The sequence below is a fragment of the Ruegeria sp. CF8 genome (assembly GCF_056537285.1).
This window is the reverse complement of record NZ_JBQFRG010000009.1, coordinates 105,640-129,621: the sequence shown is the minus strand read 5'-3', so window position 1 is coordinate 129,621 and position 23,982 is coordinate 105,640. Positions and strand designations below refer to the sequence as shown.

Annotated in this window: 25 protein-coding genes; 11 read left to right on the top strand and 14 right to left on the bottom strand. The window is 57.9% G+C overall.

Going from position 1 to position 23,982, the window contains the following annotated elements; translation table 11 throughout:
* Positions 1–1,056, bottom strand: coding sequence for an A/G-specific adenine glycosylase (gene mutY / locus ACR0EV_RS18955; protein WP_480801532.1), 1,056 nt, complete (start codon positions 1,054–1,056; stop codon positions 1–3).
* A gap of 81 nt (positions 1,057–1,137) precedes the next feature.
* On the opposite strand from mutY, the gene ACR0EV_RS18950 reads away from it, so the two are divergent.
* Together ACR0EV_RS18950 and ACR0EV_RS18945 are read left to right on the top strand one after the other, a co-directional pair.
* Positions 1,138–1,644, top strand: coding sequence for a DUF721 domain-containing protein (locus ACR0EV_RS18950; protein ID WP_171188610.1), 507 nt, complete (start codon positions 1,138–1,140; stop codon positions 1,642–1,644).
* 13 nt (positions 1,645–1,657) lie between these two features.
* Positions 1,658–2,320 carry a DsbA family protein gene (locus ACR0EV_RS18945; RefSeq protein ID WP_480801531.1) on the top strand — a complete coding sequence of 221 codons (663 nt, stop codon included), beginning with the start codon at positions 1,658–1,660 and terminating at the stop codon, positions 2,318–2,320.
* 36 nt (positions 2,321–2,356) lie between these two features.
* Here ACR0EV_RS18945 and lpxK read toward each other — a convergent pair whose 3' ends face one another.
* From lpxK to ACR0EV_RS18920, 5 genes are all read right to left on the bottom strand, one after another.
* Entirely contained in the window at positions 2,357–3,358 is a 1,002-nt protein-coding gene (gene lpxK / locus ACR0EV_RS18940; protein WP_480801530.1) for a tetraacyldisaccharide 4'-kinase, read from the bottom strand.
* Positions 3,345–4,583: a 3-deoxy-D-manno-octulosonic acid transferase gene (locus ACR0EV_RS18935; RefSeq protein WP_480801529.1), complete on the bottom strand. Its 1,239-nt coding sequence runs from the start codon at positions 4,581–4,583 to the stop codon at positions 3,345–3,347. Before ACR0EV_RS18935 ends, lpxK begins: the two co-directional genes overlap by 14 nt.
* Entirely contained in the window at positions 4,580–5,380 is an 801-nt protein-coding gene (locus tag ACR0EV_RS18930; protein ID WP_480801528.1) for an inositol monophosphatase family protein, read from the bottom strand. The genes ACR0EV_RS18935 and ACR0EV_RS18930 overlap by 4 nt, the downstream gene beginning before the upstream one ends.
* The gene (locus ACR0EV_RS18925; RefSeq protein ID WP_480801527.1) at positions 5,367–6,713 is read right to left on the bottom strand and encodes a TldD/PmbA family protein; all 1,347 of its coding nucleotides are present in this window, start codon (positions 6,711–6,713) and stop codon (positions 5,367–5,369) included. The genes ACR0EV_RS18930 and ACR0EV_RS18925 overlap by 14 nt, the downstream gene beginning before the upstream one ends.
* 163 nt (positions 6,714–6,876) lie before the next feature.
* Positions 6,877–8,391, bottom strand: a complete 1,515-nt coding sequence (locus tag ACR0EV_RS18920; protein WP_480801526.1) for a DUF2125 domain-containing protein — start codon at positions 8,389–8,391, stop codon at positions 6,877–6,879.
* Between the two features lie 140 nt (positions 8,392–8,531).
* Between ACR0EV_RS18920 and ACR0EV_RS18915 the strand changes: the two genes are divergently transcribed.
* The 3 genes from ACR0EV_RS18915 to ACR0EV_RS18905 are packed head-to-tail and all read left to right on the top strand — an operon-like array spanning position 8,532 to position 10,614.
* Positions 8,532–9,275, top strand: a complete 744-nt coding sequence (locus ACR0EV_RS18915) for an SDR family oxidoreductase (RefSeq protein WP_480801525.1) — start codon at positions 8,532–8,534, stop codon at positions 9,273–9,275.
* Positions 9,272–9,880, top strand: coding sequence for an enoyl-CoA hydratase/isomerase family protein (locus ACR0EV_RS18910; protein WP_480801524.1), 609 nt, complete (start codon positions 9,272–9,274; stop codon positions 9,878–9,880). The genes ACR0EV_RS18915 and ACR0EV_RS18910 overlap by 4 nt, the downstream gene beginning before the upstream one ends.
* Entirely contained in the window at positions 9,877–10,614 is a 738-nt protein-coding gene (locus ACR0EV_RS18905) for a VOC family protein (RefSeq protein ID WP_480801523.1), read from the top strand. The genes ACR0EV_RS18910 and ACR0EV_RS18905 overlap by 4 nt, the downstream gene beginning before the upstream one ends.
* Here the strand turns inward: ACR0EV_RS18905 and ACR0EV_RS18900 are convergent, their stop codons facing one another.
* Positions 10,615–10,911 carry an HNH endonuclease gene (locus tag ACR0EV_RS18900; protein WP_480801522.1) on the bottom strand — a complete coding sequence of 99 codons (297 nt, stop codon included), beginning with the start codon at positions 10,909–10,911 and terminating at the stop codon, positions 10,615–10,617. It lies immediately after the preceding gene.
* Between the two features lie 48 nt (positions 10,912–10,959).
* Between ACR0EV_RS18900 and ACR0EV_RS18895 the strand changes: the two genes are divergently transcribed.
* Entirely contained in the window at positions 10,960–12,144 is a 1,185-nt protein-coding gene (locus ACR0EV_RS18895; protein ID WP_480801521.1) for a TIGR03862 family flavoprotein, read from the top strand.
* 1 nt (position 12,145) lies between these two features.
* Here the strand turns inward: ACR0EV_RS18895 and holA are convergent, their stop codons facing one another.
* The 4 genes from holA to ACR0EV_RS18875 form a co-directional block, all read right to left on the bottom strand.
* On the bottom strand, positions 12,146–13,174 hold the full coding sequence (gene holA, locus ACR0EV_RS18890) for a DNA polymerase III subunit delta (protein ID WP_480801520.1): 1,029 nt from the start codon (positions 13,172–13,174) through the stop codon (positions 12,146–12,148).
* Positions 13,171–13,674, bottom strand: coding sequence for an LPS assembly lipoprotein LptE (gene lptE / locus ACR0EV_RS18885; protein ID WP_480801519.1), 504 nt, complete (start codon positions 13,672–13,674; stop codon positions 13,171–13,173). Before lptE ends, holA begins: the two co-directional genes overlap by 4 nt.
* Positions 13,661–16,195, bottom strand: a complete 2,535-nt coding sequence (gene leuS / locus ACR0EV_RS18880; protein ID WP_480801518.1) for a leucine--tRNA ligase — start codon at positions 16,193–16,195, stop codon at positions 13,661–13,663. The genes lptE and leuS overlap by 14 nt, the downstream gene beginning before the upstream one ends.
* A gap of 72 nt (positions 16,196–16,267) precedes the next feature.
* Positions 16,268–16,753 carry a DUF3576 domain-containing protein gene (locus ACR0EV_RS18875; protein WP_480801586.1) on the bottom strand — a complete coding sequence of 162 codons (486 nt, stop codon included), beginning with the start codon at positions 16,751–16,753 and terminating at the stop codon, positions 16,268–16,270.
* 282 nt (positions 16,754–17,035) lie between these two features.
* On the opposite strand from ACR0EV_RS18875, the gene ACR0EV_RS18870 reads away from it, so the two are divergent.
* Together ACR0EV_RS18870 and ACR0EV_RS18865 are read left to right on the top strand one after the other, a co-directional pair.
* Positions 17,036–18,106, top strand: coding sequence for a porin (locus ACR0EV_RS18870; protein WP_480801517.1), 1,071 nt, complete (start codon positions 17,036–17,038; stop codon positions 18,104–18,106).
* Positions 18,107–18,207: 101 nt separating this feature from the next.
* Positions 18,208–18,867, top strand: coding sequence for a YggS family pyridoxal phosphate-dependent enzyme (locus tag ACR0EV_RS18865; protein WP_480801516.1), 660 nt, complete (start codon positions 18,208–18,210; stop codon positions 18,865–18,867).
* Here the strand turns inward: ACR0EV_RS18865 and ACR0EV_RS18860 are convergent.
* Complete coding sequence (locus ACR0EV_RS18860) at positions 18,851–19,351, bottom strand: L,D-transpeptidase family protein (protein ID WP_480801515.1); 501 nt, start codon at positions 19,349–19,351, stop codon at positions 18,851–18,853. The genes ACR0EV_RS18865 and ACR0EV_RS18860 overlap by 17 nt on opposite strands.
* Positions 19,348–20,439, bottom strand: a complete 1,092-nt coding sequence (gene ribA, locus ACR0EV_RS18855) for a GTP cyclohydrolase II (RefSeq protein WP_480801514.1) — start codon at positions 20,437–20,439, stop codon at positions 19,348–19,350. Before ribA ends, ACR0EV_RS18860 begins: the two co-directional genes overlap by 4 nt.
* Positions 20,440–20,601: 162 nt before the next feature.
* Between ribA and ACR0EV_RS18850 the strand changes: the two genes are divergently transcribed.
* Positions 20,602–21,288 carry a response regulator transcription factor gene (locus ACR0EV_RS18850; protein ID WP_171096035.1) on the top strand — a complete coding sequence of 229 codons (687 nt, stop codon included), beginning with the start codon at positions 20,602–20,604 and terminating at the stop codon, positions 21,286–21,288.
* 223 nt (positions 21,289–21,511) lie between these two features.
* Here the strand turns inward: ACR0EV_RS18850 and ACR0EV_RS18845 are convergent, their stop codons facing one another.
* Positions 21,512–21,967, bottom strand: coding sequence for a hypothetical protein (locus ACR0EV_RS18845; protein WP_480801513.1), 456 nt, complete (start codon positions 21,965–21,967; stop codon positions 21,512–21,514).
* Positions 21,968–22,193: 226 nt separating this feature from the next.
* Between ACR0EV_RS18845 and ACR0EV_RS18840 the strand changes: the two genes are divergently transcribed.
* Both ACR0EV_RS18840 and trxA read left to right on the top strand, forming a co-directional pair.
* Positions 22,194–22,982: an exodeoxyribonuclease III gene (locus ACR0EV_RS18840; RefSeq protein WP_480801512.1), complete on the top strand. Its 789-nt coding sequence runs from the start codon at positions 22,194–22,196 to the stop codon at positions 22,980–22,982.
* A gap of 75 nt (positions 22,983–23,057) precedes the next feature.
* Entirely contained in the window at positions 23,058–23,972 is a 915-nt protein-coding gene (trxA, locus tag ACR0EV_RS18835; protein ID WP_480801511.1) for a thioredoxin, read from the top strand.
* The last annotated feature ends 10 nt before the right edge of the window (positions 23,973–23,982 follow it).

The following is a 23,982-nucleotide window of genomic DNA, read 5'->3' as shown; positions in this document are numbered from 1 at the left end:
TTAACGCTCTCTCCACAGATCGTAGGCTTTGCGCATCACCGTCGGAAGGTCGCTCGGTTTGAAACTGTGCTTGTTCAGTACTGTCAGGTGCTCGGGAACGTTGTGATCATCGATATCGGCGGCCCAAACCCTTAAGACCAAATGGAAATGCGTAAATGTATGGCGCACTTCTGCAGGCAGAAGCGTCCACTCTGCCGGGAACGGGGCGCATTCGATTGGGGCATCGTTCCACTCTGATCCGGGCCAGCCCAGCATTCCGCCCAGAAGGCCCTTATCCGGCCGACGCTCCAAAACCATGGCCCCGTCTGCCTTACGCGCAATATAGACGTGGCCATAACGGGTGGGTTTGGGCCTTTTCGGCGTTTTTCGGGGAAGGTCGGCCTGGGTTCCTGCGATGCGGGCCTGACAGGGGTCACGCAACGGACATATGCCGCAGGCCGGAGATTTCGGCGTGCAGATCGTGGCCCCCAAATCCATAACAGCCTGAGCATAATCCCCGGGTCGGGTGGACGGCGTCAGGGCCTCGGCCCTTTCTTTCAACAAAGGTTTGGATCCGGGCAAAGGATCGTGAATGTCAAAAAAACGGGCCATGACCCGCTCGACGTTGCCATCCAGAACCGTTTCGGGCTGATCAAACGCAATGGCCGAGATCGCTGCGGCGGTATATGGGCCAATGCCGGGAAGCTTCAGCAGCGCCTCATAGGTGTCCGGAAACTGGCCATCATGGTCTTGCGCAACAACACGAGCGCATTTCAGCAGGTTACGGGCACGGGCATAATATCCAAGCCCAGCCCATTCCCCCATCACCTGTTCATCCGGCGCAGCGGCCAGCGCCTGAACTGTTGGCCAGCGGGTGGTGAATCTCAGGAAGTAATCGCGCACGGCCGCCACGGTGGTTTGCTGCAACATCACTTCGGACAGCCAGACCCGATAGGGGTCGGGGCGCACACCATCAGCCCGATCTTTGGGGCCAACGCGCCATGGCATGTCGCGCGCGTGGCGGTCGTACCATTCCAAAAGCGCGGTACTGACGGTGAATTCAGGGGAATCACGCAAGTTTTATTCATCTCCTTGTCGGGTTTCGCTGGCACCCGAATGTCTGCCCATTACAATAGCGGTGTAGGAGTGGGAGACCAGATGCAACGCAGACGTTCCTCGACCCGCGGGTTCAAACGCACCGCGTCCTTGCTGAACGATCAGATCCGGCGCGCCGGTGAAAGCCGGGGCTTTGCCGTGTCGCGGTTGTTGACCCATTGGGCCGAGATTGTAGGACAGGACACCGCTGCCATCGCGCGCCCGGTCAATGTGGGTTATGGAAAGGGCGGCTTTGGTGCGACCCTGACCGTGCTGACCACCGGCCCGCAGGCACCGATGCTGGAAATGCAGAAGGAACAACTGCGCGGTAAGGTCAATGCGGTTTACGGATACAATGCCATCAGCCGCATCCGCATCACCCAGACCGCCCCGACCGGATTTGCCGAGGGGCAAGCCAGTTTCGACCACAAGCCGAAGCAGGCAAAACCCCAGATTGCACCTGACGTTGCCGCCGAAGCAGACAAAGTGTCACGCGACGTGAATGATGAAGATTTGCGCGCGGCCCTTGAACGTCTTGCGTGCAACGTTTTATCCAAACAGAAACGCTGAGAAAGGGCTGAGAATGAGCCGTATTGCAACCGTAATCTGTGCGGCCGTCGCCGTCGCCGCTGGCGGCTATTGGCTGTCGCTGTCAAACTCCAATTCGTCCAACCTGCTGGTGAGCACTGCCGAGGCGCAGGAGGCGGACATCGACACCTCGACCATCATCGAAATGGTGCAGGGGGCTGAGGACGCTCCGGTCGAGATCATCGAATATGCCTCTTACACCTGCCCGCATTGCGCGAGTTTTCATCAGGGCGCGTATAAGCAGCTCAAGAAAGACTTCATCGATACCGGTAAGGTCAAGTTCACCTATCGTGAGGTGTATTTTGACCGTTACGGTTTGTGGGCCTCAATGGTTGCCCGGTGCGCAGGACCAGAAAAGTTCTTTGGCATCACCGACGTGATCTATGAAAAACAATCCGAATGGACACGCGCGGGTGGTCCGGCTGAGATCGTTGATGAACTGCGCAAGATCGGTCGTTTGGCCGGGATCGACGGCGACCAGCTTGAGGCGTGCCTGCAAGATGGCACCAAAGCGCGTACGCTTGCTGCTTGGTATCAGGAAAACGCTGAACGAGACGGCATTCAGTCGACCCCGTCCTTCATTGTGAACGGCAAGAAGGTCGACAATCAATCCTACGCGGATTTCAAGAAGCTGATCGAAGCCGAGCTTGGCAGCTGATCTTCTGTCGGTCGACCCTGATGGGGTCGGCCGAATCTACTTAGGTGACGGGGCCGCAGTTAGCAGCATCTCTTTCACCTTTTCGCCTTCTGGTATCTGAAGCCGGACCGGCAGTGTGATCACCTTACTTCGGAAAGCAGGGGGCAGGCGCACAGCGTCTTTCTCGGTCGTGATCATCTGAGCCCCTAACATACGTGCGTCGTTTTCCAGCCGGGTCATCAAGGCCTGGGTCAGGGGCTGGTGATCATCCAATGCTTCGGCCCGCACCAGTTCGACGCCCAGACGGCGCAGGGTCTGAAAGAATTTTTCGGGATAGCCAATACCTGCAAAGGCCAGTGCGCGCGTCCCTGTCCAATCCATGCCGGTCTGCAATGGTTCAATGACCCCGGTGACATGGGGTACGGTCAGTTGCGTGCTCCATTGCGACGAAAACGCCTTTTGCGCGGCCTCATCGCCCAGTGACAGCACCAGATCGGCGCGTTGCAAACCAACGTTCACAGGTTCGCGCAAGGGTCCGGCGGGCAAGCAAAGCCCGTTTCCAAAACCGCGTTGAGCATCGACAACGATGACGGAAAGATCTTTGGCGACCGCAGGGTTTTGAAACCCATCGTCCAGCACGATCACCGTCGCGCCCGCAGCCGCAGCCGCCCGAGCACCTGCAGCCCGGTCCTTGGCGACCCAAACCTCGCCAAACATCGCCAGCAGCAACGGCTCATCTCCGACCTCGGCGGCAGTGTGTTTGGCAGGATCGACCTGCAAAGGGCCTTCCAGCGACCCCCCATGCCCTCGCGTGACGACATGCGGCTCGTGCCATGCATTTCTGAGCTGCTCGAGGGTCCAGATCACCGTGGGTGTTTTTCCAGTCCCACCTGCATTGAGGTTGCCGATACAGATCACAGGCACGCCCGGCTGTTCGCCGACCTTCGAGGCGACCCGACGTGCAGTCGCAGCGGCATAAAGGTGACCGAACGGCGCCAGCAGACGCGCCCTGAGGTCCAGTTGATCCGGCGCGGTGTTCCAGAAATCAGGTGCCCGCATATTCCGCACTCCGCTGATCCAGAATATCCTGCACCATTTCAATCAATGCATCCGCTTGTGGCGCGCCTTCGGTTATCATCTGCCATCCGGCCAAGGCCATACCTGCGGCGATATCCGGTGCCAGAAGTTCGATCAGTGCGTCCCCCAGTTCGGTTGCTGTCTTGACCTGTTTGGCGGCACCTGCCTGCTGCAACTGAGTGTACAAGGTGTCGTGTCGTTGAACAAAAGGTCCGTAGATAATGGCAGATCCCAATGCAATCGACTCGGAAGGATCACGACCGCCCGCGTCACGCTCCAGAGAACTGGCCATAAATGTGACAGCGGACACACGGCACCAAAGGCCCAGGTTTTCTGGATCCGATGTTAGTATCACCTGCGTAGTATCTTCAATCTCTTCACCGACGTCCCAATTGATGCAGCGCAGATCCATTGTTTCAAGCCGTCGTTTCAGCGGTCCGGCCTCAAGTTCGTCAGCCACGTGCAACACAAGAACAAGCCGATGCAGCATCCGAAGGGCTTGCCGGTGAGCCGTCAGAACTGAAATAAACTCTTTGTCCTGAACCCAAGCTGCCAGCCAGACGGGTCGCCCGGCAAGGGTGTGATTGGTTTCAATCAACTCGTCTTCGGGCCAGGGCTTGGGATTGGGACTGATGCGCAGGGGCGGCGATTCATGGACTTTGGAAGATGGAATGCCCAGTCGGCGGATCTGGCGCGCTGTTTCTGGCGATGCAGTCATGACGTGTTGAAAACAGTCAAACGTGGCCCGCGTGATATCCGGCAACCAGCGTGCGCTTCGGGGTAAGGTAACGCTGAACTGAGCATCGAACAGAACAAGCGGGATGTCGTGTTCTTCGGCTCGGGTCAGGATGTTTGGCATCAGATCGCCGCCCACCCAAAGCCCCATAGACGGACGCCAGTGATCCAGGAAGCCACGCACAGCACCGCTTTGGTCCTGCGGCAGGTTGAGCAGCGGGAAATCATGTTGCGGCCAGCTGTCCAAATCTACGCCAGGAGGCGCGGTCAGAACAAAGCTCAGATCGGACCGAATTTGCAGCAACCGGTGACAAAAGTCGTTCACCGCGCGCAGGTGACCCGGTGTGGCGATATGGATCCATAGAAGCTCGCCTTCAGGACGTGACAGGTCGGTGTTCTGCCCAACGCTGTTTCGCATTCCCCAAGACAGAACCCTGTAGGCCGCAAGGCTTAAAGATCGCGGTTTGCTCATGCTCCGATCCCGGGCCCGGTTGGATCCAGCCGATTAGTCAGTTCTTCGTGCAGAGCTGCATTGGCCGCAATAACGCCGTTCAGCCTGGGGTGGGCGTTGTTAAACATCAAGGGTTGCCCCGCCCGGTCGGAACAGACACCGCCCGCCTCGCGGATGATCAGATCACCGGCGGCAATGTCCCATTCCCAGCTGGGGCGCAGGGTCAGCATCGCATCAAACCGTCCCTGCGCGACCAAAGCCATCCGATAGGCTAGGGACGGTCGATAGGCGCATTCGAAATCGGGCACATGCCCATTGCGCCAGTGCCGCGTATCGAGATTTGGTTTGGCAGCCAGAATTTCCGAGCGCTGCAACTCGGCAATCGCCGAGGTGGTGATCGTCTCACCATTCAGCGTAGCACCCTCGCCCTTGGCAGCGGCATAAAGCAGATCCCGCATCGGGAGGTAAACCACAGCGGCCGTAACCCGGCCTTCCTCGGCGACGGCAATGGAATGCGCCCAAGTGCGAGCGCCTTCGGCAAAGCTGCGAGTGCCGTCAATCGGGTCGATGATGAAGGCATTGCTGCGCTCTAGCCGCTCGACCGTATCCTCAGATTCCTCGCTCAACCAACCATACCCCGGCCGAGCGGCGCGCAGCCGCTCCTCAAGCATAGCATTGACCGCCAGATCGGCTTCGGTAACCGGACCGGCACCACCGGGTTTATCCCAGCGCTGTGCCTGCGCCCCGGAATACCGTGTGGCGATTTTGCCGGCCTCCAGCGCCGCGTCAATCAGCAGGGACAGGTCAGTTGCCGGCAAGTGTCATTCCTTCGATCAGCAACGAGGGGACCACACGCGACAGATAGGGGCGGGCGTCATTGGCCGGAACGATCCGGCGTAGCATGTCCCGAAGATTACCTGCGATGGTGCATTCATTGACCGGATGCGTGATTTCACCGTTTTCGACCCAGAACCCAGAGGCCCCACGGGAATAGTCACCGGTGTTGGGGTTTATCGTCGACCCGATCATGGATGTGACCAGCAAGCCGGTGCCCATATCCTGCAACAGATCAGCTCGGCTTTGGTCGCCCTGCGTCAGGCTGAGGTTCCAGTTACTGGGAGACGGCGGGCCGGACACGCCACGCGCGGCGTTGCCTGTTGAAACCATGTCCAGCTTGCGTGCGCTGGACAGATCCAGCGTCCAACCAGTGAGGACACCGTTTTCTACAATCGCTCGGCGCTGTGTCGGCAAACCCTCGGCATCAAAAGGGCGCGAGCCCGAGATGCGCGGGCGATGGGGGTCTTCGATAATGGACAGGTGCGCAGGCAGGACCTCTTGACCCAGACAATCCTTCAGCCAGGACGCACCCCGCGCAATAGCTGCGCCATTACTGGCGGCCAGCAGATGGCCGATAAGAGACGACGAGATGCGTTCATCAAACAACACAGGGAAACTGCCAGTTTCGGGCTTGCGTGCGCCAACTAGCTGTACGGCGCGTTCGCCTGCCGTGCGCCCGATTTCGTCGGCACTGCGCATGTCGGATTGGAACGTCCGGCTGTCCCCGTCGTAATCCCGTTCCATCCCGGTGCCTTCGCCCGAAATCGCAACGCAGGACACAGACCGGCTGCTGCGTTCGTATCCGCCGGCAAACCCATTTGTGGCGGCCAGATGCACGCGGTGGGTTCCATAGCTTGCCGCCGCATCTGAGACTTGAGTGACACCCGGCACAGCCATTGCCGCGGCTTCGGCTGTCAGAGCATCCTGCATCAGGGTTTCGGCGGATGGCGCGGGGGCTGGGTCCAGCAACTCCAGCGATTGCACATCCCACTCACTTACCAACTGGTCACTTTCTGCCAGCCCGGAAAAGGGATCTTCAGGGGCTTCTTTGGCCATGGCCACAGCGCGTTCAGCCATTGCGTGCAGGGTTTCCGGGCGGCTGTCGGAACTGGATACGATGGCAGACCGTTTGCCCAGAAAAACCCGTAGCCCCAGATCTGTGCCTTCCGAGCGTTCCGCATGTTCCAGTGCGCCGCTGCGCACTTCGACCGCGACCGAGGAGCCGTCAAGCACGATGGCATCTGCTGCCTCTGCGCCTGCCTTGCGGGCCACATCAAGCAATTGCTGACTGATTTCTTCTGGTGTGCGGGTCATGAGGCCTCCGGATTTGTGTCCAACGACCTAGCCTTGGACTGCCCGTGTCGCAAGACCCGTGACTGGATTGTGTGATGACGATCTTGAAGAAGCCACCCTGTTACTGTGATTTTGGGCAGGAAATGGAATAAAGGGCTGCAAGGTATACAGCCCTTTTTCAGCTTTACTTGATGCGTTGGCCATTCGCCAGAATCTGGCCATCTTCGGTAAACTCGATGGTCGAGTTCAATGTGTCGGGTTCTTCGCCCGGAACAGCCATCAGACCCATCATCATCCGGGCGCCCAAAGCGTCATTGTCCGAAATGATGCCCATCCCGATCAGGGTATCGATCAACTGGTTGGCACCGACAAGCTGAAGGTTCGCAACGCCGCTTGGGCTGGGCAGACCGTCAAATTCTTCGGTGTTCGAATTGTCGAACGCAAAATCGCCATCACCTGTCAGTTTTGCGCCAACCAGAGACACAAGCAGTTCGTTGATTTTCAGAGAATGCAGCTCTCCCGGAGCTTCGTCTGACTCAATGTCGATTTCCGGATCAAAGATGTTCATCAGAACCTTGGCCGTTCCCGTTGCATCCAGCGCAATCGTTGCCGGATCACGCGGCAGCGCACCTGCGGGATCAAAAATGCTCCACAGCACGTCTGACATCGTGAAATCGGTCAGATTGAACCCCAAGCCAAACGGTTGAACCTCTTCTGACTGCTGAACCGGGAACTCAAAGTTGAGCCCGGCCTTGGCCATTGAGATCTCAATCGGGAAGGGCAGGTCCGCGGTCGTCACCGCAAGTTTTGTGCTGTTTTGGTCGATATCATAGACCAGTTTCTCAGAGTCGATGGTGGCGGCAAAGCGCCCGCCTTCCGAGGTACTGTTCATCGAGAACGCCTGACCTTCACTCGTACCGCTCAGGTCAGTGCTGCCCGAAGCGTAGGTAAAGATTCCGTCAAAGGCAAAACCGGCTTCGTAGAAGGATTGCGGGTCCGAAAGGTCAATGTCTTCCGGAAACACGTTTTCACCCTCGAACGCCAGTTGGTCCAACTGACCGTTGATCAACCCGGTTTCGCCACTTTCAGGATCCTGAAAGTTCATGTTGTAGGTCAGGCTGGCTGCGTTGAATGTCTGGGTGAGATCGCGGTTTTCACCGATTTGCATGCGTGAGCTGCCTGTCAGGTCATTTGCTTCAACCGCCAAGTTAAAGACATCATCCGGGACCGCTTCGCCCTCGACCTCGATCGACTCCAATACTACACCCAGCGTATCGGCGGTGTAATCGTAGGTCATGTCTTCGGGAGAGCCCGAAACCACCATGTTCAACTGTTTGTGAGAGTAGTTCACAGTCGCCGAGAAATCGCCTTCCTCAGCCTGACCTGTGACGACCATAGGAAAGTTCTCCGGTACACCGACAGTCACAGTTCCGTCGCCGTTTTCCGTCAGCGTCATCTCTGGCATGACCATCTGGAATTGCCCGTCTTCTTCGGGCAGAGCCAGCGAAAGCGTCATGTTCGAAATGGTGGTTACGCCACCCGTCGAGCTTTCGTCGCCCGTAACGGAGTAACCCATCGAGGTGAAATAACTTTGCCAATCGGCCCAAACATCATCAGCCGTCAGGTCGGCAAACGCACCCTGAGTAGCAAAGGCATAGGCCAAAGCGGCACCGCAACTGCGGCGGAAGAAAACGGACATAAGGTAACCCTTCTTGATCAATTTGTGGCGCATGGTCGGGTTTGTGGCGGGTATCGTCAAGGGGGCAAGGGCTGGACCCTTTCCCCGTTTCCGCGCTACGGCTGTAGCCGACAGCAATTACAGCACGCGAGGAGGGGCAGATGCAGGGTAAAACGGTACTCATTACAGGGGCCAGCCGGGGAATCGGAGCTGAAGCGGGGCGCGTTTTTGCCGCGGCCGGGGCCAATGTCGCCTTGGTGGCGCGCAGCCACGATCAGATCGACGCTTTGGCTGCTGCACTGGGCGATCAGGCGATTGCGCTGACCTGCGATGTCAGCGATTTTGCGCAGGTCGAACAGGCTGTGGCCACGTGCGTGGATCATTTTGGTGGGTTGGATGTTTTAGTTGGCAATGCCGGGGTGATCGATCCGATCTTTCATCTCTCGAACGCCGATACAAAGGCATGGAGCAAGGCCATCGACATCAACCTTAAAGGTGTCTTTTACGGAATGCGCGCCGCGCTGCCGATCATGCGGGCCGCTGGCGGAGGAAGCATTCTGACCATCTCGTCCGGGGCGGCATCAAATCCGGTTGAAGCGTGGAGCCACTACTGTGCGTCTAAGGCCGGGGCCAAAATGCTAACGGAATGCCTGCATCTGGAAGAGGCCCATAACGGCATTCGCGCCATGGGCCTGTCACCGGGAACCGTGGCCACGGATATGCAGCGGTCCATCAAGGCCAGCGGCATCAATCCGGTCAGTCAACTGGATTGGGATGTGCACATCCCCGCAGACTGGCCCGCGCGGGCGTTGCTCTGGATGTGTTCTGATGATGCGGATGAGTTCCTGGGCACCGAAATCTCGCTGCGGTTGGAAGACATCCGCAAACGGGTTGGGCTGATATGATCGATCTGACCAAAGAGGATGGTCTTTGGATCGCCAAGATCAACAACCCGGACAAAGCCAACGCTCTGACCGGGGCGATGCTGGCGGAATTGGCCGAGATCGCAGAAGCTGCGACCGAGGCGAAGGCGTTGATCCTGACAGGGGCGGGCAAGGTGTTCAGTGCCGGTGCCGATCTTGACGAAGCGCGCGCCGGTCTGGCCACGTCGGATGTCTGGGAACGTCTGTCTGGCGCTATTGCGGCTCTGCCTTGCCTGACTGTTGCTGCACTGAACGGAACCTTGGCTGGTGGGGCCAACGGTATGGCCCTGGCATGTGACCTGCGCATCGCGGTGCCCTCGGCCAAGTTTTTCTATCCGGTGATGAAACTGGGATTTTTGCCGCAACCGTCCGATCCAAAGAGGCTGGCGGCTTTGGTCGGACCGGCGCGCGCAAAGTTGATTTTGATGGCTGGTCAAAAGATCACTGCACAAGAGGCTTATGCGTTTGGATTGGTAGACCGGATTGTAGAACCTGATCATCTTATGCAAACCGCACGCGATCTGGTGGCTGATAGCGTGAACGCCGACCCGAAGATTGCCGCCGGAATCGCAGGGTTGTGTTCATGAGGATCTCTGCCCTGCGTTTGCGGGTCGCTGATCCGCGCCAGTTGGCGGCCTTTTATCGCGACATTTTGGGCATGTTCGTCAGGGAAGAAGGCGCTAACTTTCGTGTGGGTTATGCGGGCGATGATGCAGACCTTCTGTTGCTGCCGGGCGGCGGCGGGTACACCCATGACCGAGGGCAGCGTTATTGGAAAATAGGGATCACCGTACCGGATGTTGATCTTGCTGCGACCCACCTGCGCGCGCGGGATGTTCCGGTAAGCGATCCGAACCAGTTCCTGGATATCGGCTACATGTGTCATCTGGCCGACCCCGAAGGCTTTGTCATCGAGTTGCTGCAACATGATTTCGAAGGCAACCGGCCTCTGCACGCTGCTGATCCTGATGCGCCTTTTGCACAGGCGCGGATCGGTCAGATCACGTTGCGGACCGGGGATATCGCGGCGGAAGACACGTTTTGGCGCGGGCAGGGTATGTCATTGTTATCCATGCAAGAGGTTGCTCCTTACGGCTTTGACCTGCATTTCTATGCCTTCACGCAGGAAACGCCTCCAAATCCAGATTTGTGGTCGGTTGAAAACCGGGAATGGCTATGGAAGCGACCTTATACAACACTGGAATTTCAGCACGTTGCGGGGGCTCAGTTCGCGCCTGTGCCGGATTGTCAGGGCATTGAAATCGAAGGCGTGCCTGAACATCTGATCGATGCCTTCGGAGACCCGATCCTGCCGGGTTGATCACCGTCCCCGCCGTTTGCCCGGAACTTTTGAACGAAAGCCGGGTGGGCGTTTGCGAACCCAGTTCAGGAACTTTTCAAGCCTTGGGTGCGCGCGCAGGGCTTCGACCGTGTTGAAATTGCGCGCCAGTTCGGCCTCGGTCAGGGTGGCATGAACCTCTTTATGACAGATCTGATGCAAAAGAACGGTTGGTCCGCCCTTGCCTCCTTTGAGTTTTGGGATCAGATGATGCAGGCTGCCGCTTCCGTCGGGGATCGGGCGGTCGCAGAGCGGGCAGATCGGATCGCTGTTCGTCATGATGGTTAGAAACTTGCGCCTGAAAGCGGCGAAGGCAAGAGGGTGTGAATGGCGCAGGCAGTGGTGATCGGAGCAGGCCCAGCCGGGTTGATGGCCGCCGAGCAACTGGCCGCTGCAGGGCATTCTGTGCTGGTAGCCGAGGCCAAACCGTCAGTCGCGCGTAAGTTTCTGATGGCTGGAAAATCCGGGCTGAACCTGACCAAGGATGAGCCGTTCGATACCTTGATCTGCGCATACGGCGAGGCTTCGGATTGGTTGAATCCGATGATTTCTGCTTTCGACTCCGATGCGGTACAGCGCTGGGCGCGTGACTTGGGTCAGCCCTTGTTCACAGGCTCAACCGGCCGGGTTTTCCCCGAGGTTATGAAAGCTTCGCCGCTGTTGCGGGCCTGGCTGGCCCGGTTGGACGATGCAAAGGTTGAGGTCAAAACCCGCTGGCGCTGGACAGGTTGGGAAGGTGAGGCGCTGAAGTTTGACACTCCGGACGGCGCGCGCAGCGTTTCACCAGATGCCACCGTACTGGCGCTGGGCGGGGCAAGCTGGGCACGCCTTGGCTCGGACGGTCAGTGGGCACAGGCTCTTGCAAGCAGAGGTGTGGATCTGGCTGCTTTTAAGCCTGCGAATTCTGCCCTTTCCGTGGATTGGAGCGATCATATGCGGCCACACTTTGGGGCCGCGTTGAAGTCTGTCCGGTGGATGGCAGGCGACTCTGAAAGTCGCGGGGAAGCCGCGATTTCTGCAAATGGGCTGGAGGGCGGCGGGCTGTATTCGCTCACTCCAGCCTTGCGTGCCGGACAGCCGTTGTTCGTGGATTTGGTGCCTGATCTGTGTCAGCCAACCCTGCGGGCGCGTTATGCCGCGAAACGATCGAAGGTTACACTGTCTCAGTGGTTGAGAAAGTCGCTGAACCTGTCCCCGCAGAAAGTCGCAGTGTTTCATGAGATGGTCAAACGCGGGTATATAGCACAACCAGACCAGATTGCCGCTTTGAAGAAGCTGCCAATCCTGCATGCCGGTCTGCGCCCGATAGACGAAGCAATCTCGACAGCAGGGGGCGTTAAAAAGGCGTCGTTGGATGACGGGCTGATGCTGACCGCTTTGCCGGGTGTGTTCTGCGCCGGAGAAATGCTCGACTGGGAGGCTCCAACAGGGGGCTATCTACTGACGGCCTGCTTGGCCACCGGACGGTGGGCTGGTCTGGCAGCCGCAAATTGGCTGGAAAAGACCCCGTAGTTCAACGTGATCGCGCCAGCATCGCAAGGCGGATCATGGCGCGTTCCACCAGGGCCATAGCGGGTGCCGTTTGACCGGCAGATCGCAGTGATAAATCCGTGTCGGTCAGAACCGTCAGGGCAGTTTCCAGCTTGGGTGCGCCCCACCCCTGCGCCTGTCGCAGAATACGGTCCCGCCGCTTGCCATAAACCGGAGGGCGCAACTTTCCGATACCCTGTGCCGCGCCGCCCGGGTCCGAAGCGCAGGCATAAAGCGTGCGAAAATGCCGGGTGGCCCCAATGCACAATGTCACGCCATTTGTCCCTTGCGCCTGCAAGCGCCGGATCAATGGTCCGATCTCGCCCGCGCGACCTTCGGCCACCACGTTAAGAACATCGTCTAACGCGGCTTCGGTCGAGCGCGGGGCGCAGGCTTCGATGTCTTCGATGGTCAGCTCGGAACTGTCGCCGCGCTTGTAAAGCGGCAGTTTCTCAATGGTTTGGGCGAAATCGCCGGGGCTGAGGCTGACGGCCAGCTCGCTGATGGCAGACATGACATCGCGGGGTATGTTCTTCAGGCCCGATTCGGTCAGAATCCGTTCCACCTCGGCGCGGGATGGTGGGTCGTCATAGATGCCTACCGCATAAGCCGCGGGGTGTGCTTCGAACGCTTTGCGAATTTTCGAACTGGGTTTCAGTTGCCCGGCCGTGACGATGATCTGGGCATCTCCGGGGGCCCAATCCTCAAGCGCGGCCAATATGGAGGGTGCTGCGGTTTCTGTAGCCTCTTCTACAAACACCGCGCGTGGACCGGGAAAGAACCCAACGGCCTTAACCGCATCTAGCAGCAATGCTGGATCTCCGCGCAGGTCGTTGCCGGGCAGACGGGTCAGGCGCATTTCCTCCTCCGCGCCGGGGCCAAGCAAAGCCGACAGTACCTGCTGACGCTTGAGCGCCACGCGCATCGCGTCGGCGCCGTAAATCAACAATCCGGTTTTGTCCGCATCCGGCTTGGCGAAATACCCATCAGCCTCGCGCGGGCTCAGCTTCATGTGGCCAGATCCGGTGTTGCGTATAGACGGTTTGTGATCTGCCCTGAGAGAATCACCATCAGACGATCTTTAGCATCACGTTCATCGGCCAGGGTGGATACCGTTGAGCCTGCTGCGGAGTAAGACACAAAGTCTGTCACAGTGCCAGAAGCCACGATTTGCCCGGTTTCGTTGGATCGCAGAGTGTACTGGGCGCTCCCGTCGATCGTGTATCGCTGTGTTTCATTCGTCGTGGTGATCGCTGCTCCGCGCGTCACTGTTGTGACCTGAACATCCAGCTTGTACGCGCTGACCGTGTCGGCACTGCGGCCCAGTTGCTGTTCAAGGTTCTGAACCAGAAGATAACTGTCGACGGTGCTCGGCTCTGACACGGCAACTTTGCCGTAGAGTTGCGATCCAGTTCCCCCGGGCGCGTAGACCGGTTGAAAGCCACATGCCGCACCAAGAAAACAGGCGGCCAGCGGTATCAGAAAAAGGGTTCTGCGGTTAAACAACGACATTCACAATCCGGCCCGGAACTACGATCACTTTCTTAGGCGCGTTACCATCCAGCGCCTTTTGTACAGCTTCGGTGCTGAGCGCGATTTTTTCAACCTCGTCCTTGGCCAGGTCTTTGGACACGCTGATTTCCGCACGACGTTTGCCGTTGATCTGGATCGGCAGGGTGATGGTATCGTCAACCAGCATCGCCTCATCCGCGACGGGCCATGCTGCGGTGGCCACCAGACCTTCGCCACCCAGCATGTGCCAAAGCTCTTCAGACAGGTGCGGGGTCATCGGCGACATCAGTTGCGCCAGCGTTTTGGCTGCTTCGCGTTTGGCTGCGGTTCCGGCTTTGGACTTGGCCAGCGTGTTGGTGAAGGCATACAGCTTGGCAATGGAGGCATTGAAGCCAAAGGATTCGACGCCACCCGACACGTCATGGATCGCTTTGTGCATTTCGCGCATCAAAGCTTCGTCCTCGGCATTGGACGGAACATCTGTTCCGGCGATTTCGGACGTGATCCGATGCACCCGGCTCAGGTGTTTAAAGGCCGCTTCGGCCCCTGACGCGGTCCATTCCACGTCCCGCTCGGGTGGCGAGTCGGACAAAACGAACCAGCGTGCTGTGTCAGCACCAAAAGCTGAAATGATGCTAACCGGGTCGACCACGTTTTTCTTCGACTTGGACATCTTGGCCGATGGTATGATCTCGACCTCAGTGCCATCAGCCAGTTTTCCGTCCGTCACATCCTCGGGCAGGTGATAGACCGGGCGTCCGTTGGCGTCGCGGGTCTGGTAAATCTCATGCGTCACCATGCCTTGCGTGAACAGCGCATCAAAAGGTTCGATGGCCTTTTTCGGCAGATGACCGGTTATGTTCATCGCGCGTGCAAAGAATCGGGAATAGAGCAGGTGAAGAATCGCGTGCTCGATGCCGCCGATATACTGATCGACATTCATCCAGTATTCAGCTTCGGCCAGATCGGTGGGCGTTTCGGCGCGCGGCGCAGTGAAACGGGCGAAATACCAAGACGAATCAACAAAGGTGTCCATCGTATCGGTTTCGCGCTTGGCCGGAGCCCCACATTTCGGGCAGGTACAGTCGCGCCAGGTCGGGTGGCGGTCCAGCGGGTTGCCCGGTTTGTCGAACGAGACATCATCGGGCAGGCGAACCGGCAGGTTCTCTTTCTTCTCGGGCACCACACCGCAGCTGTCGCAGTGCACAACAGGAATCGGGCAGCCCCAATAGCGCTGGCGGCTGAGGCCCCAGTCACGCAGGCGGTATTTGGTGACGCCTTCGCCCCAACCGGCCTTTTCTGCAAAATCGACGGTGGCATTGATCGCCTCGTCGCCCGTTGCTTCGGTCAGACCGGCGAAATGGTTCACCCAGCGAACTTTTTCGGTTTTGGGCGGCACGAACGCGATTTTGTCCACCGGCGTGTCATCATCCAGCGCAAAGAATGTGTCGACCACCGGCAGACCGTATTTGCGGCAGAAGTCGAGGTCACGCTGGTCATGTGCCGGGCAGGCAAAGATTGCGCCGGTGCCGTAATCCATCAGGATGAAGTTCGCGATCCAAACGGGCAGCTCCCAGTTCGGGTCCAGCGGGTGCTTAACGCGAATACCGGTGTCATAGCCCAGCTTTTCGGCGGTCTCGATGGCCTCTTCGGTAGTGCCGCCTTTGCGGCATTCGGCAACAAATTCAGCAACTTCAGGGTTTTCGGCCTCGAGCTTCTTGGCAATCGGGTGATCCGGCGAAATGCCGACAAAAGACGCGCCCAACAGCGTATCAGGGCGAGTCGTGTAAACCGTGATTGGGTTCCCACCATCGGTGCGTTCAAACCCGAATTGCAGGCCGCGCGACTTGCCGATCCAGTTTTCCTGCATCAGACGCACCTTGGCGGGCCAGTTGTCCAACGTATCCAGCGCGTCGAGCAATTCCTCGGAGTAATCCGATATCTTAAAGAACCACTGTGTAAGTTCTCGGCGTTCCACGAGCGCCCCTGAACGCCAACCGCGCCCGTTTTCCACCTGTTCGTTGGCCAAAACGGTCATGTCGACAGGGTCCCAGTTCACAACTGCGTTTTTGCGGTAAACCAGCCCGGCTTCGAGCATATCCAGGAACAACGCCTGCTGCTGGCCGTAATATTCAGGGTCGCAGGTGGCGAATTCACGAGACCAGTCGATGGACAGGCCCAGCGGCTTCATCTGCCCTCGCATGTCGGCGATGTTGCCATAAGTCCAGTCTTTGGGGTGGCCGCCAATGGCCATTGCAGCGTTTTCGGCAGGCATCCCGAACGCGTCCCAACCCATCGGATGCAGCACGTTGTGACCGGTTGCCAGTTTGTGGCGCGCGATCACGTCACCCATTGTGTAGTTGCGCACATGTCCCATATGGATTCGGCCGGAAGGGTAGGGGAACATCTCAAGCACGTAGTATTTTGGCTTGTCCGCCTTGTGGTTGGCGGTGAAGATTCCGGCCTTGTCCCAGGCCTCTTGCCATTTTGCTTCGATTTCGTTGGCCGAGTAGCGCGACATCGTGCGGTCCTTCGTGAATGAAAACGCCGGGTAGGAACCCGGCGTGGTATTAGTGTGATTTTCGGCGGGTTGCTAGAACTTGTTGTCCGCAATGCGTAGCTGACGGGCACGAGACAGAATCGCATCCTCGACAGCGCGCGTCGTTGCTGCGCTGACCGGAGAGCCTCCACTGGATTGCAGGGCAACCGACAATGACCGTGCGGCCAGTGCCGGGTCGCTAATGTGAACCGTGGCCCTGTAAGAGCGTCCTCCACCCGGTGGTGTACCGTAACCCGTTACGATCACTCCGGTAAATGGGTCGACCTCTTGAACAGGCAAGAAGTTCAGCACATCAAGAGAGGCGGCCCACAGGTAGCGGTTCACATTTGTCACCTGCTCGGCCGTGCTGCGGTCAAATATATCCCACAGCGTTGTGCGGTTGGGGTCGTTCAATTCGCGCTCGTCGGAATTTCCGCCTGCGAGGTTGGGCGTATAAGTCGTCGAGGCGCTTTGATTCTGCCCACATGCCGAAATAGTGGCGGTCAGCATGATCAATCCCAAAGTCGTCGGCAGGCGCATTGTAAACAGGTCCTGTTTCACTTGTTGTGCAGTATTCAAGGGATACTCCTAGCCAAGGACCCCCGCTGCAACAAGCCTATTCTTCTGAAAACCCGGTATGTGGCTGGTGTTGGGGGGAAACCGACTGTGGCATCCTTGCACCAATCTGACCCCAATGACGCCACCGCGCTTATGCCAAGCTTGCGCAAAGGGGGCAAAAAGAGCGAAACGGTGTCCGTGCTGAGACATATGCCGAGGCATGTGTCGAGTAGATAACTCTTTATTGAAACCGAGGGAAACAAGATGAAAAAAGTTCTCTTCGCATCGACGGCGCTGATTGCGACCGCAGGCGTTGCAGCAGCTGAAGTAAAATTCAGCGGTTATGGCCGCTTTGGTGTTGGCTACGTTGAAGATCGTCTGGGTGTTGTCACCGCGACGACTGCAAACGCATTCCTCACCACCACCGTCAACGGTCAGGTTCTGGCCGGTGTTACCAGCTCGTCGATCCCGCTGGTTGGTGCAGACGTAAGCGACGCGATCCTGGTTTCGCGCTTCCGCCTGAACATCGACGGTATCGTTGAAACCGACAGCGGCGTTCGCTTTGAAGGTCGTGTTCGTCTGCAGGCCGATGATGACAACCAAGGCGAAGCAAACGCAGCTGGCCTGAACGGCGCGCGTTTCTCGGTCATCTACGGTGGTCTGCGTGTTGACGCCGGCAACGTAGCAGGTTCGTTCGACAACCTGGCAAACTACTACGGCAACGAAGTTGGTCTGGAACTGTTCGCAGGTCAGTATTCGGGTGTTAACTACAGCTTCCTGGCATACTCCTCGACCGGTTCGGGTTCGAACGGCGTATTCTTCCAGTACTCGGTTGGCGACTTCGCGTTTGGCGCATCGTACGACCAAGGTGCTGACTCTGTAAGCCTGGCACCGTTCACCGTTGTTGACGGCAACGACCGTTGGGACATCAGCGCAACCTACACCTTCAACAACATCACAGCCGCTCTGGCCTACGGTCAGACCGACTCGGGTGTTGCTGGTGTTAGCGATCCGAGCCTGACCGTTCTGACCCTGGGTGCAGAATTCGGTGACTTCTCGGGTACTCTGTTTGTCGCGGACGACGCAACTCAGGTTGCTGCGACCGACGGTACTGCATGGGGTCTGTCGGCAGCCTACAACCTGGGCGCTGCAACCACCCTGCTGTTCACCTACGGTGACGGTAACGCGAATGCCGACCTGCAGCAGGTTGCAATCGGTGCGATCTACGACCTGGGTGGCGGTGCATCGCTGCGCGGTGGTATCGGCCGCAACGACTGTGACATCTGCACAAGCGACACCATCGTTGCTGACTTCGGTGCTCAGTTCAACTTCTAAGCTGATCTGAACCGTAAGGTTTGAGGGCGGGTCTTCGGACTCGCCCTTTTCTTTTGTGCCGACTTGGTGTTTTCCTGCGCCAAAGACAGATTGAGGATTCCATGTCGCTGCAAGACATCACCGCACGTATCGCCAAAGCCGAATCCAAATCCGAGCGTGAGGTTGGCTCAGTGAAACTGATTGCTGTGTCCAAAGTGCAGCCGAATGAACGCGTGCAGGCGGTTCTGGAGCAGGGGCACAGGTGTTTCGGAGAGAATCGGGTGCAAGAAGCTGCAAGCAAATGGCCCGCCTTCAAAGAGCAGTTCGAAGGAATTGATCTACACCTTATCGGCCCGTTGCAAACCAACAAGGCCCGGCAGGCGGTGGAGTTATGCGATGCGATTCATTCGGTGGATCGTCCAAAACTGGCCAAAACACTGGCCCGCTTGGCGCAAGAGATGGGAACCTGCCCGGATTTGTTCATTCAGGTCAATACGGGAGAAGAAGAACAAAAGGCCGGTATTCTTCCCACCGACGCGGATAAGTTCATTGCTGATTGCAAGGCGCTTGATCTTCCTGTGCGTGGATTGATGTGCATTCCCCCTGTCGACGAAGAACCCTCATTGCATTTTGCGCTTCTGGCCAAGATCGCCGCACGCAATGGTTTGGAAGGGCTGTCGATGGGGATGAGTGGCGATTTTGAGCAAGCCATCGCTTTGGGTGCAACCCATGTGCGTGTAGGCTCGGCCATTTTCGGCGAACGAGTTAAACCTCAGGAATAATCAGGCGGGTACCGGGGGCAACTCGATCGGCGATCCAATGCAGGTGATCCCGGCGAAAGGCGACGCAACCTTCGGTCGGATATCCGGGTCGGCGCCACTGATGCAAGAAGATGGCTGATCCTTTCCCGGGGACGGCATTCGGCCAGTTCCAATCTGTCAAAAGGACCAGATCGTAAAGCGGATCGGCACGGCGCAGTTTTTCGTGACTAAAGGCGTATGGGGCAGGTACCATGTGATTGTAGTTGCTGTCAGATACGTCATCCGACCATAAATCCCGAGGGCCAATCGGGTGCGCCCAGTACGCTGGGCGCGCAATCCTGTCCGCACGGTACAGCATCCCGACAATCCGATGATACCCGGTGGGTGTGGCGCCGTCGCCTTCTCGCTTGGACCTGCTCACCCCGCTTTTACCAATGGTGCAAGGGAAAACCCTTCCCAGAAACCGAACACCACGCGGGGTCAGCACAAGATCGCTGGGGGTCAAAGCAAATGCCCCGACTTTGCGGCCTTTGTCGCCAGATATCCCCGGTTATGAGCCGTTTCTCCCACTTTCAAAGGCACGCGTTCAGTTACAGCGATCCCTGTCCGCTCCATCATTGCGATCTTGGCAGGGTTGTTTGTCAAAAGGCGAACTGAACTAAACCCCAGTGACTTCAGTATGTCCGAACCAAGCCGGAAATCGCGCTCGTCGTCCTCAAAGCCCAGCCTGTGGTTCGCTTCGACCGTGTCAAAGCCTTGATCCTGAAGGAAATAGGCCCGCATCTTGTTGGCCAGCCCAATGCCGCGACCTTCCTGGTTGAGATACAACAAGACACCAGCGCCTTCTGATCCCATCTGCGCCAGTGCTCCACGCAACTGCGGACCGCAGTCACATTTCAGACTGCCCATCAGGTCGCCCGTAAAGCAGGCCGAGTGCAAACGGGCCAACACCGGTTTGTCCCGATCCGGGCGGCCGATTTCGACGGCATAGTGTTCTTCACCACCGTCTTCGGGGCGGAAGATGTGCAGGCGACCGGCCTCTGACACTTCCATTGGCAGGCGGGCGGCAACCACTTCGTGCAATGCGCTGCGATCTGCCAGATGTGGTGCCGCGCGCGTGTGATCAATGCATGTCAGGCCATGTGTAGTGGCAAAAGAACGCCCGTCTTCGATGGAAACAACCACAGCTGCCGGAAGGATACGCGCGGACTTTGCCAACGCGATTGCGATACGATGCAGATTGGCATTGCCCTGACGCTCGGTCATCAACGGGCCTTTCATCGGCGCGTTCAGATCGTCCGAAGGATCGGCCACGGCCTGAACCCAGGTAATATCCGCATCTGCGGGAACCAAAACCCGCGCCAGATCTCCGTCATAGGCCCGGGCCTTAAGCGTCTCGGCCCGCCGTCCGGTTATGGCCACAACCGGCGTTCCCAATGCCTTAAGATCGGCCAGACGCTGCGGGCTGAGCGTTTCCGCAGACACGGCAAGCACGCTGTAGCCGCTGTCGTCGGTAAGGGCCACGGGAACACCCATGCGCAGATCAGCCCGTGCGCGGGCCAGCAATTCAGAAATATCGGGGGTGAGGCTCATCTAGGTTACCCTACAACGTTCAGCCCTTTTCCTATCTCTTACGAAAGGAAATGTGAAACATTTCTGCAAACTCTGACACGAAGGCGTGAGACGATTGCAGTAAAGCTTGTTGATTTCATATTCCACACGCAAGTGATGGAAAAGCGTTTGGAGGACCGGGAAATGGCTCAGCTCAAGAAAATCCTGTTGGTGGACGATGACGAGGATCTGCGCGAGGCGCTCAGCGAGCAACTTGTAATGACCGAGGATTTCGATGTGTTCGAAGCCTCTGACGGGACCTCGGCGATGGAACGTGCGCGTGAGGCGATCTATGACCTGGTCATTCTGGATGTCGGCCTGCCTGATACCGATGGGCGCGAGCTGTGCCGCCTGATGCGCAAGCAAGGCGTCAAAAGCCCCATCCTGATGCTGACCGGTCATGACAGCGACGCCGATACCATCCTTGGGTTGGATGCAGGTGCGAATGACTATGTCTCCAAGCCTTTCAAATTCCCGGTTCTTCTTGCCCGCATCCGTGCCCAGCTGCGCCAGCATGAGCAGTCGGAAGATGCGGTCTTTGTGCTTGGCCCTTACACGTTCAAACCGGCGATGAAGATGCTGATCACCGAAGACGATCGCAAAATTCGCCTGACCGAGAAGGAAACGAATATTCTCAAGTTCCTGTACCGCTCGACCGATGGTGTCGTCGCGCGGGATGTTCTGCTGCACGAGGTCTGGGGTTATAACGCTGGTGTCACCACCCATACGCTGGAAACCCACATCTACCGTCTGCGTCAGAAAATCGAGCCCGATCCGTCCAATGCGCGCCTTTTGGTCACAGAATCGGGTGGATATCGGCTTGTGTCTTAACTGGGTGTGGATTGACTTGGATCAAAGTGATACCCTGTACTCATAATTAGGTTACTCCCAACCCGCGCATGTCCGGGTTATGACATGCACCTCCCTGTTGGACTGCCGGGCCGAATGGCCCGGCTTTTTTTTGTGGGGAGTTGGTAAAATTTTGATTTGGCGGTTTTGTTGAGAACTTTGCAGCAGAAATTAAGCCGCAAAGCTTGAGGCTTTGCATCACAGACTAGCTGGTGCCCTCATTCTCCAACACGGTGCTGTAGGTTATACCGCTGCGCAGACTGCGGAAATCAGCATAGATTTTTCCATCTTCGAACGTGGCATCAATCAATCCGTTTACCTTGCGGTCCTCCCCCATCCGGCTTTCCACCATAGCGATAGAACCGGATCCATCGTGACTGATTGTTCCTGTTACCTGACCTTCATTCCAGCGGTCTGAACCTATACGGCTCCATTTGCTGGTTCCCCAGAACGCATTGTCTTGCTGTTCCTTGATCTCGAGAATCCATTCGGATTCGTTAAAGCGTGGGACCCCGTCGCTGTTGTCGTTGGGCAGGGCTGCGACGGTGTGGGTGCCGCTCCAAACACCGCGTAAATCAGGGGTGTTTTCGGCAGCTGCATGGGTGGCAAAGGCAAGGCTGCCGGCCAAAGCAGCGGCACCGAGTGTCTTCAATCTGGTCATGGTATCCTCCTTATTTTCATGCTTTTGATGTTGGCAGCCACTTGGGCGATTTCCATATGCGCGCCGGTTCCTAAAGCGGAATTCATTCTTGCTTAATGTGCATGAGGCTCTTGCTGATGTCGCCCGCGTCAGTGCTTGAACCACAACAAATGCACCGAGTTCTTTTTCCGTGGTGCCATGCCAATCGTCGCGTTAGGTTGCACCAACCGCGACAGAGGAATCCCCCATGCCCTTCACCCTTGCCACCTGGAACATCAACTCGGTTCGCCTGCGCGAGCCTATTGTGCTGAAGCTACTTCAGGAAGAAGCGCCGGATGTATTGTGCCTGCAGGAATGTAAATCGCCCGTCGAACGGATACCGACCGAAGGGTTTGCCGAGCTGGGTTATACCCACATGGTTGCGCGCGGTCAGAAGGGCTATAACGGCGTCGCGATCCTGTCGCGCCTACCAATGGAAGAGGTGGGCGACAAGGACTTCGCCGGTCTCGGCCACGCACGCCATATCGCTGGACGTTTGGAGAACGGTATCACCATCCACAACTTCTACGTCCCGGCAGGCGGTGATATTCCGGATCGGGAAAAGAACGAGAAATTCGGCCAGAAACTCGATTACCTCACCGACATGCGCGACTGGTTCCATGCGGAGAAGCCCGAAAAATCCATCCTTGTCGGTGACCTGAACATCGCCCCGCGTGAAGATGATGTCTGGTCGCATAAACAACTGCTCAAGGTTGTCTCGCACACACCGATCGAGGTTGAGCACCTGGCCGAAACGCAGGATGCGGGCGGATGGGTCGACATTACGCGGCAGGATATTCCAGAGGGTCAGCTGTACAGCTGGTGGTCGTATCGTGCCCGTGATTGGGATGCAGCCGATAAAGGGCGACGACTGGACCATGTCTGGGCCACACCCGATATCTCGAACGCAGGCCATTCCAGCCGCATCCTGCGCGATGCCCGCGGGTGGGAAAAGCCCAGCGATCATGCTCCGGTCTTTGCAACCTTTGACGTCTGAGATGTAACTCTGCCCTTGGTTTCTGCTGCAAGCGATTGCATATAGGGCGCAAGTTCGAACGAAAGAGTGATTGCCATGGACCTTCTGAACGGCGCAGACGCACCAGCCACCGATCTGATCAAAGACGGGAGTGAGGCCACTTTCATGGCCGATGTGGTCGAAGCTTCGCAGGAAACACCCGTCATCGTTGATTTCTGGGCGCCTTGGTGCGGTCCGTGCAAGACACTTGGCCCAATGCTGGAAGAGGCCGTAACCGCCGCAAAAGGCGCGGTGAAGATGGTCAAGATCAACGTGGATGAGGCGCAGATGATCGCCTCGCAAATGCGGATCCAGTCAATCCCAACTGTTTACGCTTTCTTCAAGGGTCAACCAGTCGATGGGTTTCAGGGCGCTTTGCCGGGGTCCGAGATCAAGGCGTTTGTCGACCGCGTGATTGAAGCTGCTGGCGGTGAAAGCCCGGGCGGGCAGTTGGATGATGCCGTGCAAGCCGCCGAGGAAATGCTGACCGAGGGCGCGGCTGCGGACGCGGCGCAGACCTTTGCCGCCATTCTGGGTGAAGACCCCAACCACGCGGCGGCCTATGGCGGTTTGGTGCGTGCGCATATCGCCACCGGCGATCTGGAACAGGCCGAGGCGATCCTGAATGGCGCTCCGGCCGAGATTTCGACATCCGCCGAGCTGGAGGCTGCACACGCACAGCTGGAGCTGGCCAAACAGGCCGCGGATGCAGGCCCTGTTGCTGAACTGTCGGCTGCTGTTGAGGCTGATCCTGACAACCACCAAACCCGGTTTGATCTGGCCCAGGCCCTGCACGCAAACGGAGAAGTGGAGGAGGCCGTCGCGCAATTGCTGGAGCTGTTCCGCCGGGACCGTGAGTGGAATGACGGTGCAGCCAAGGCGCAGCTATTCACCATTTTTGATGCGCTCAAGCCCAATGATCCGATCGTTCTGAACGGACGTCGCAAACTCAGCTCGATGATATTTGCCTAATCTCTGATCA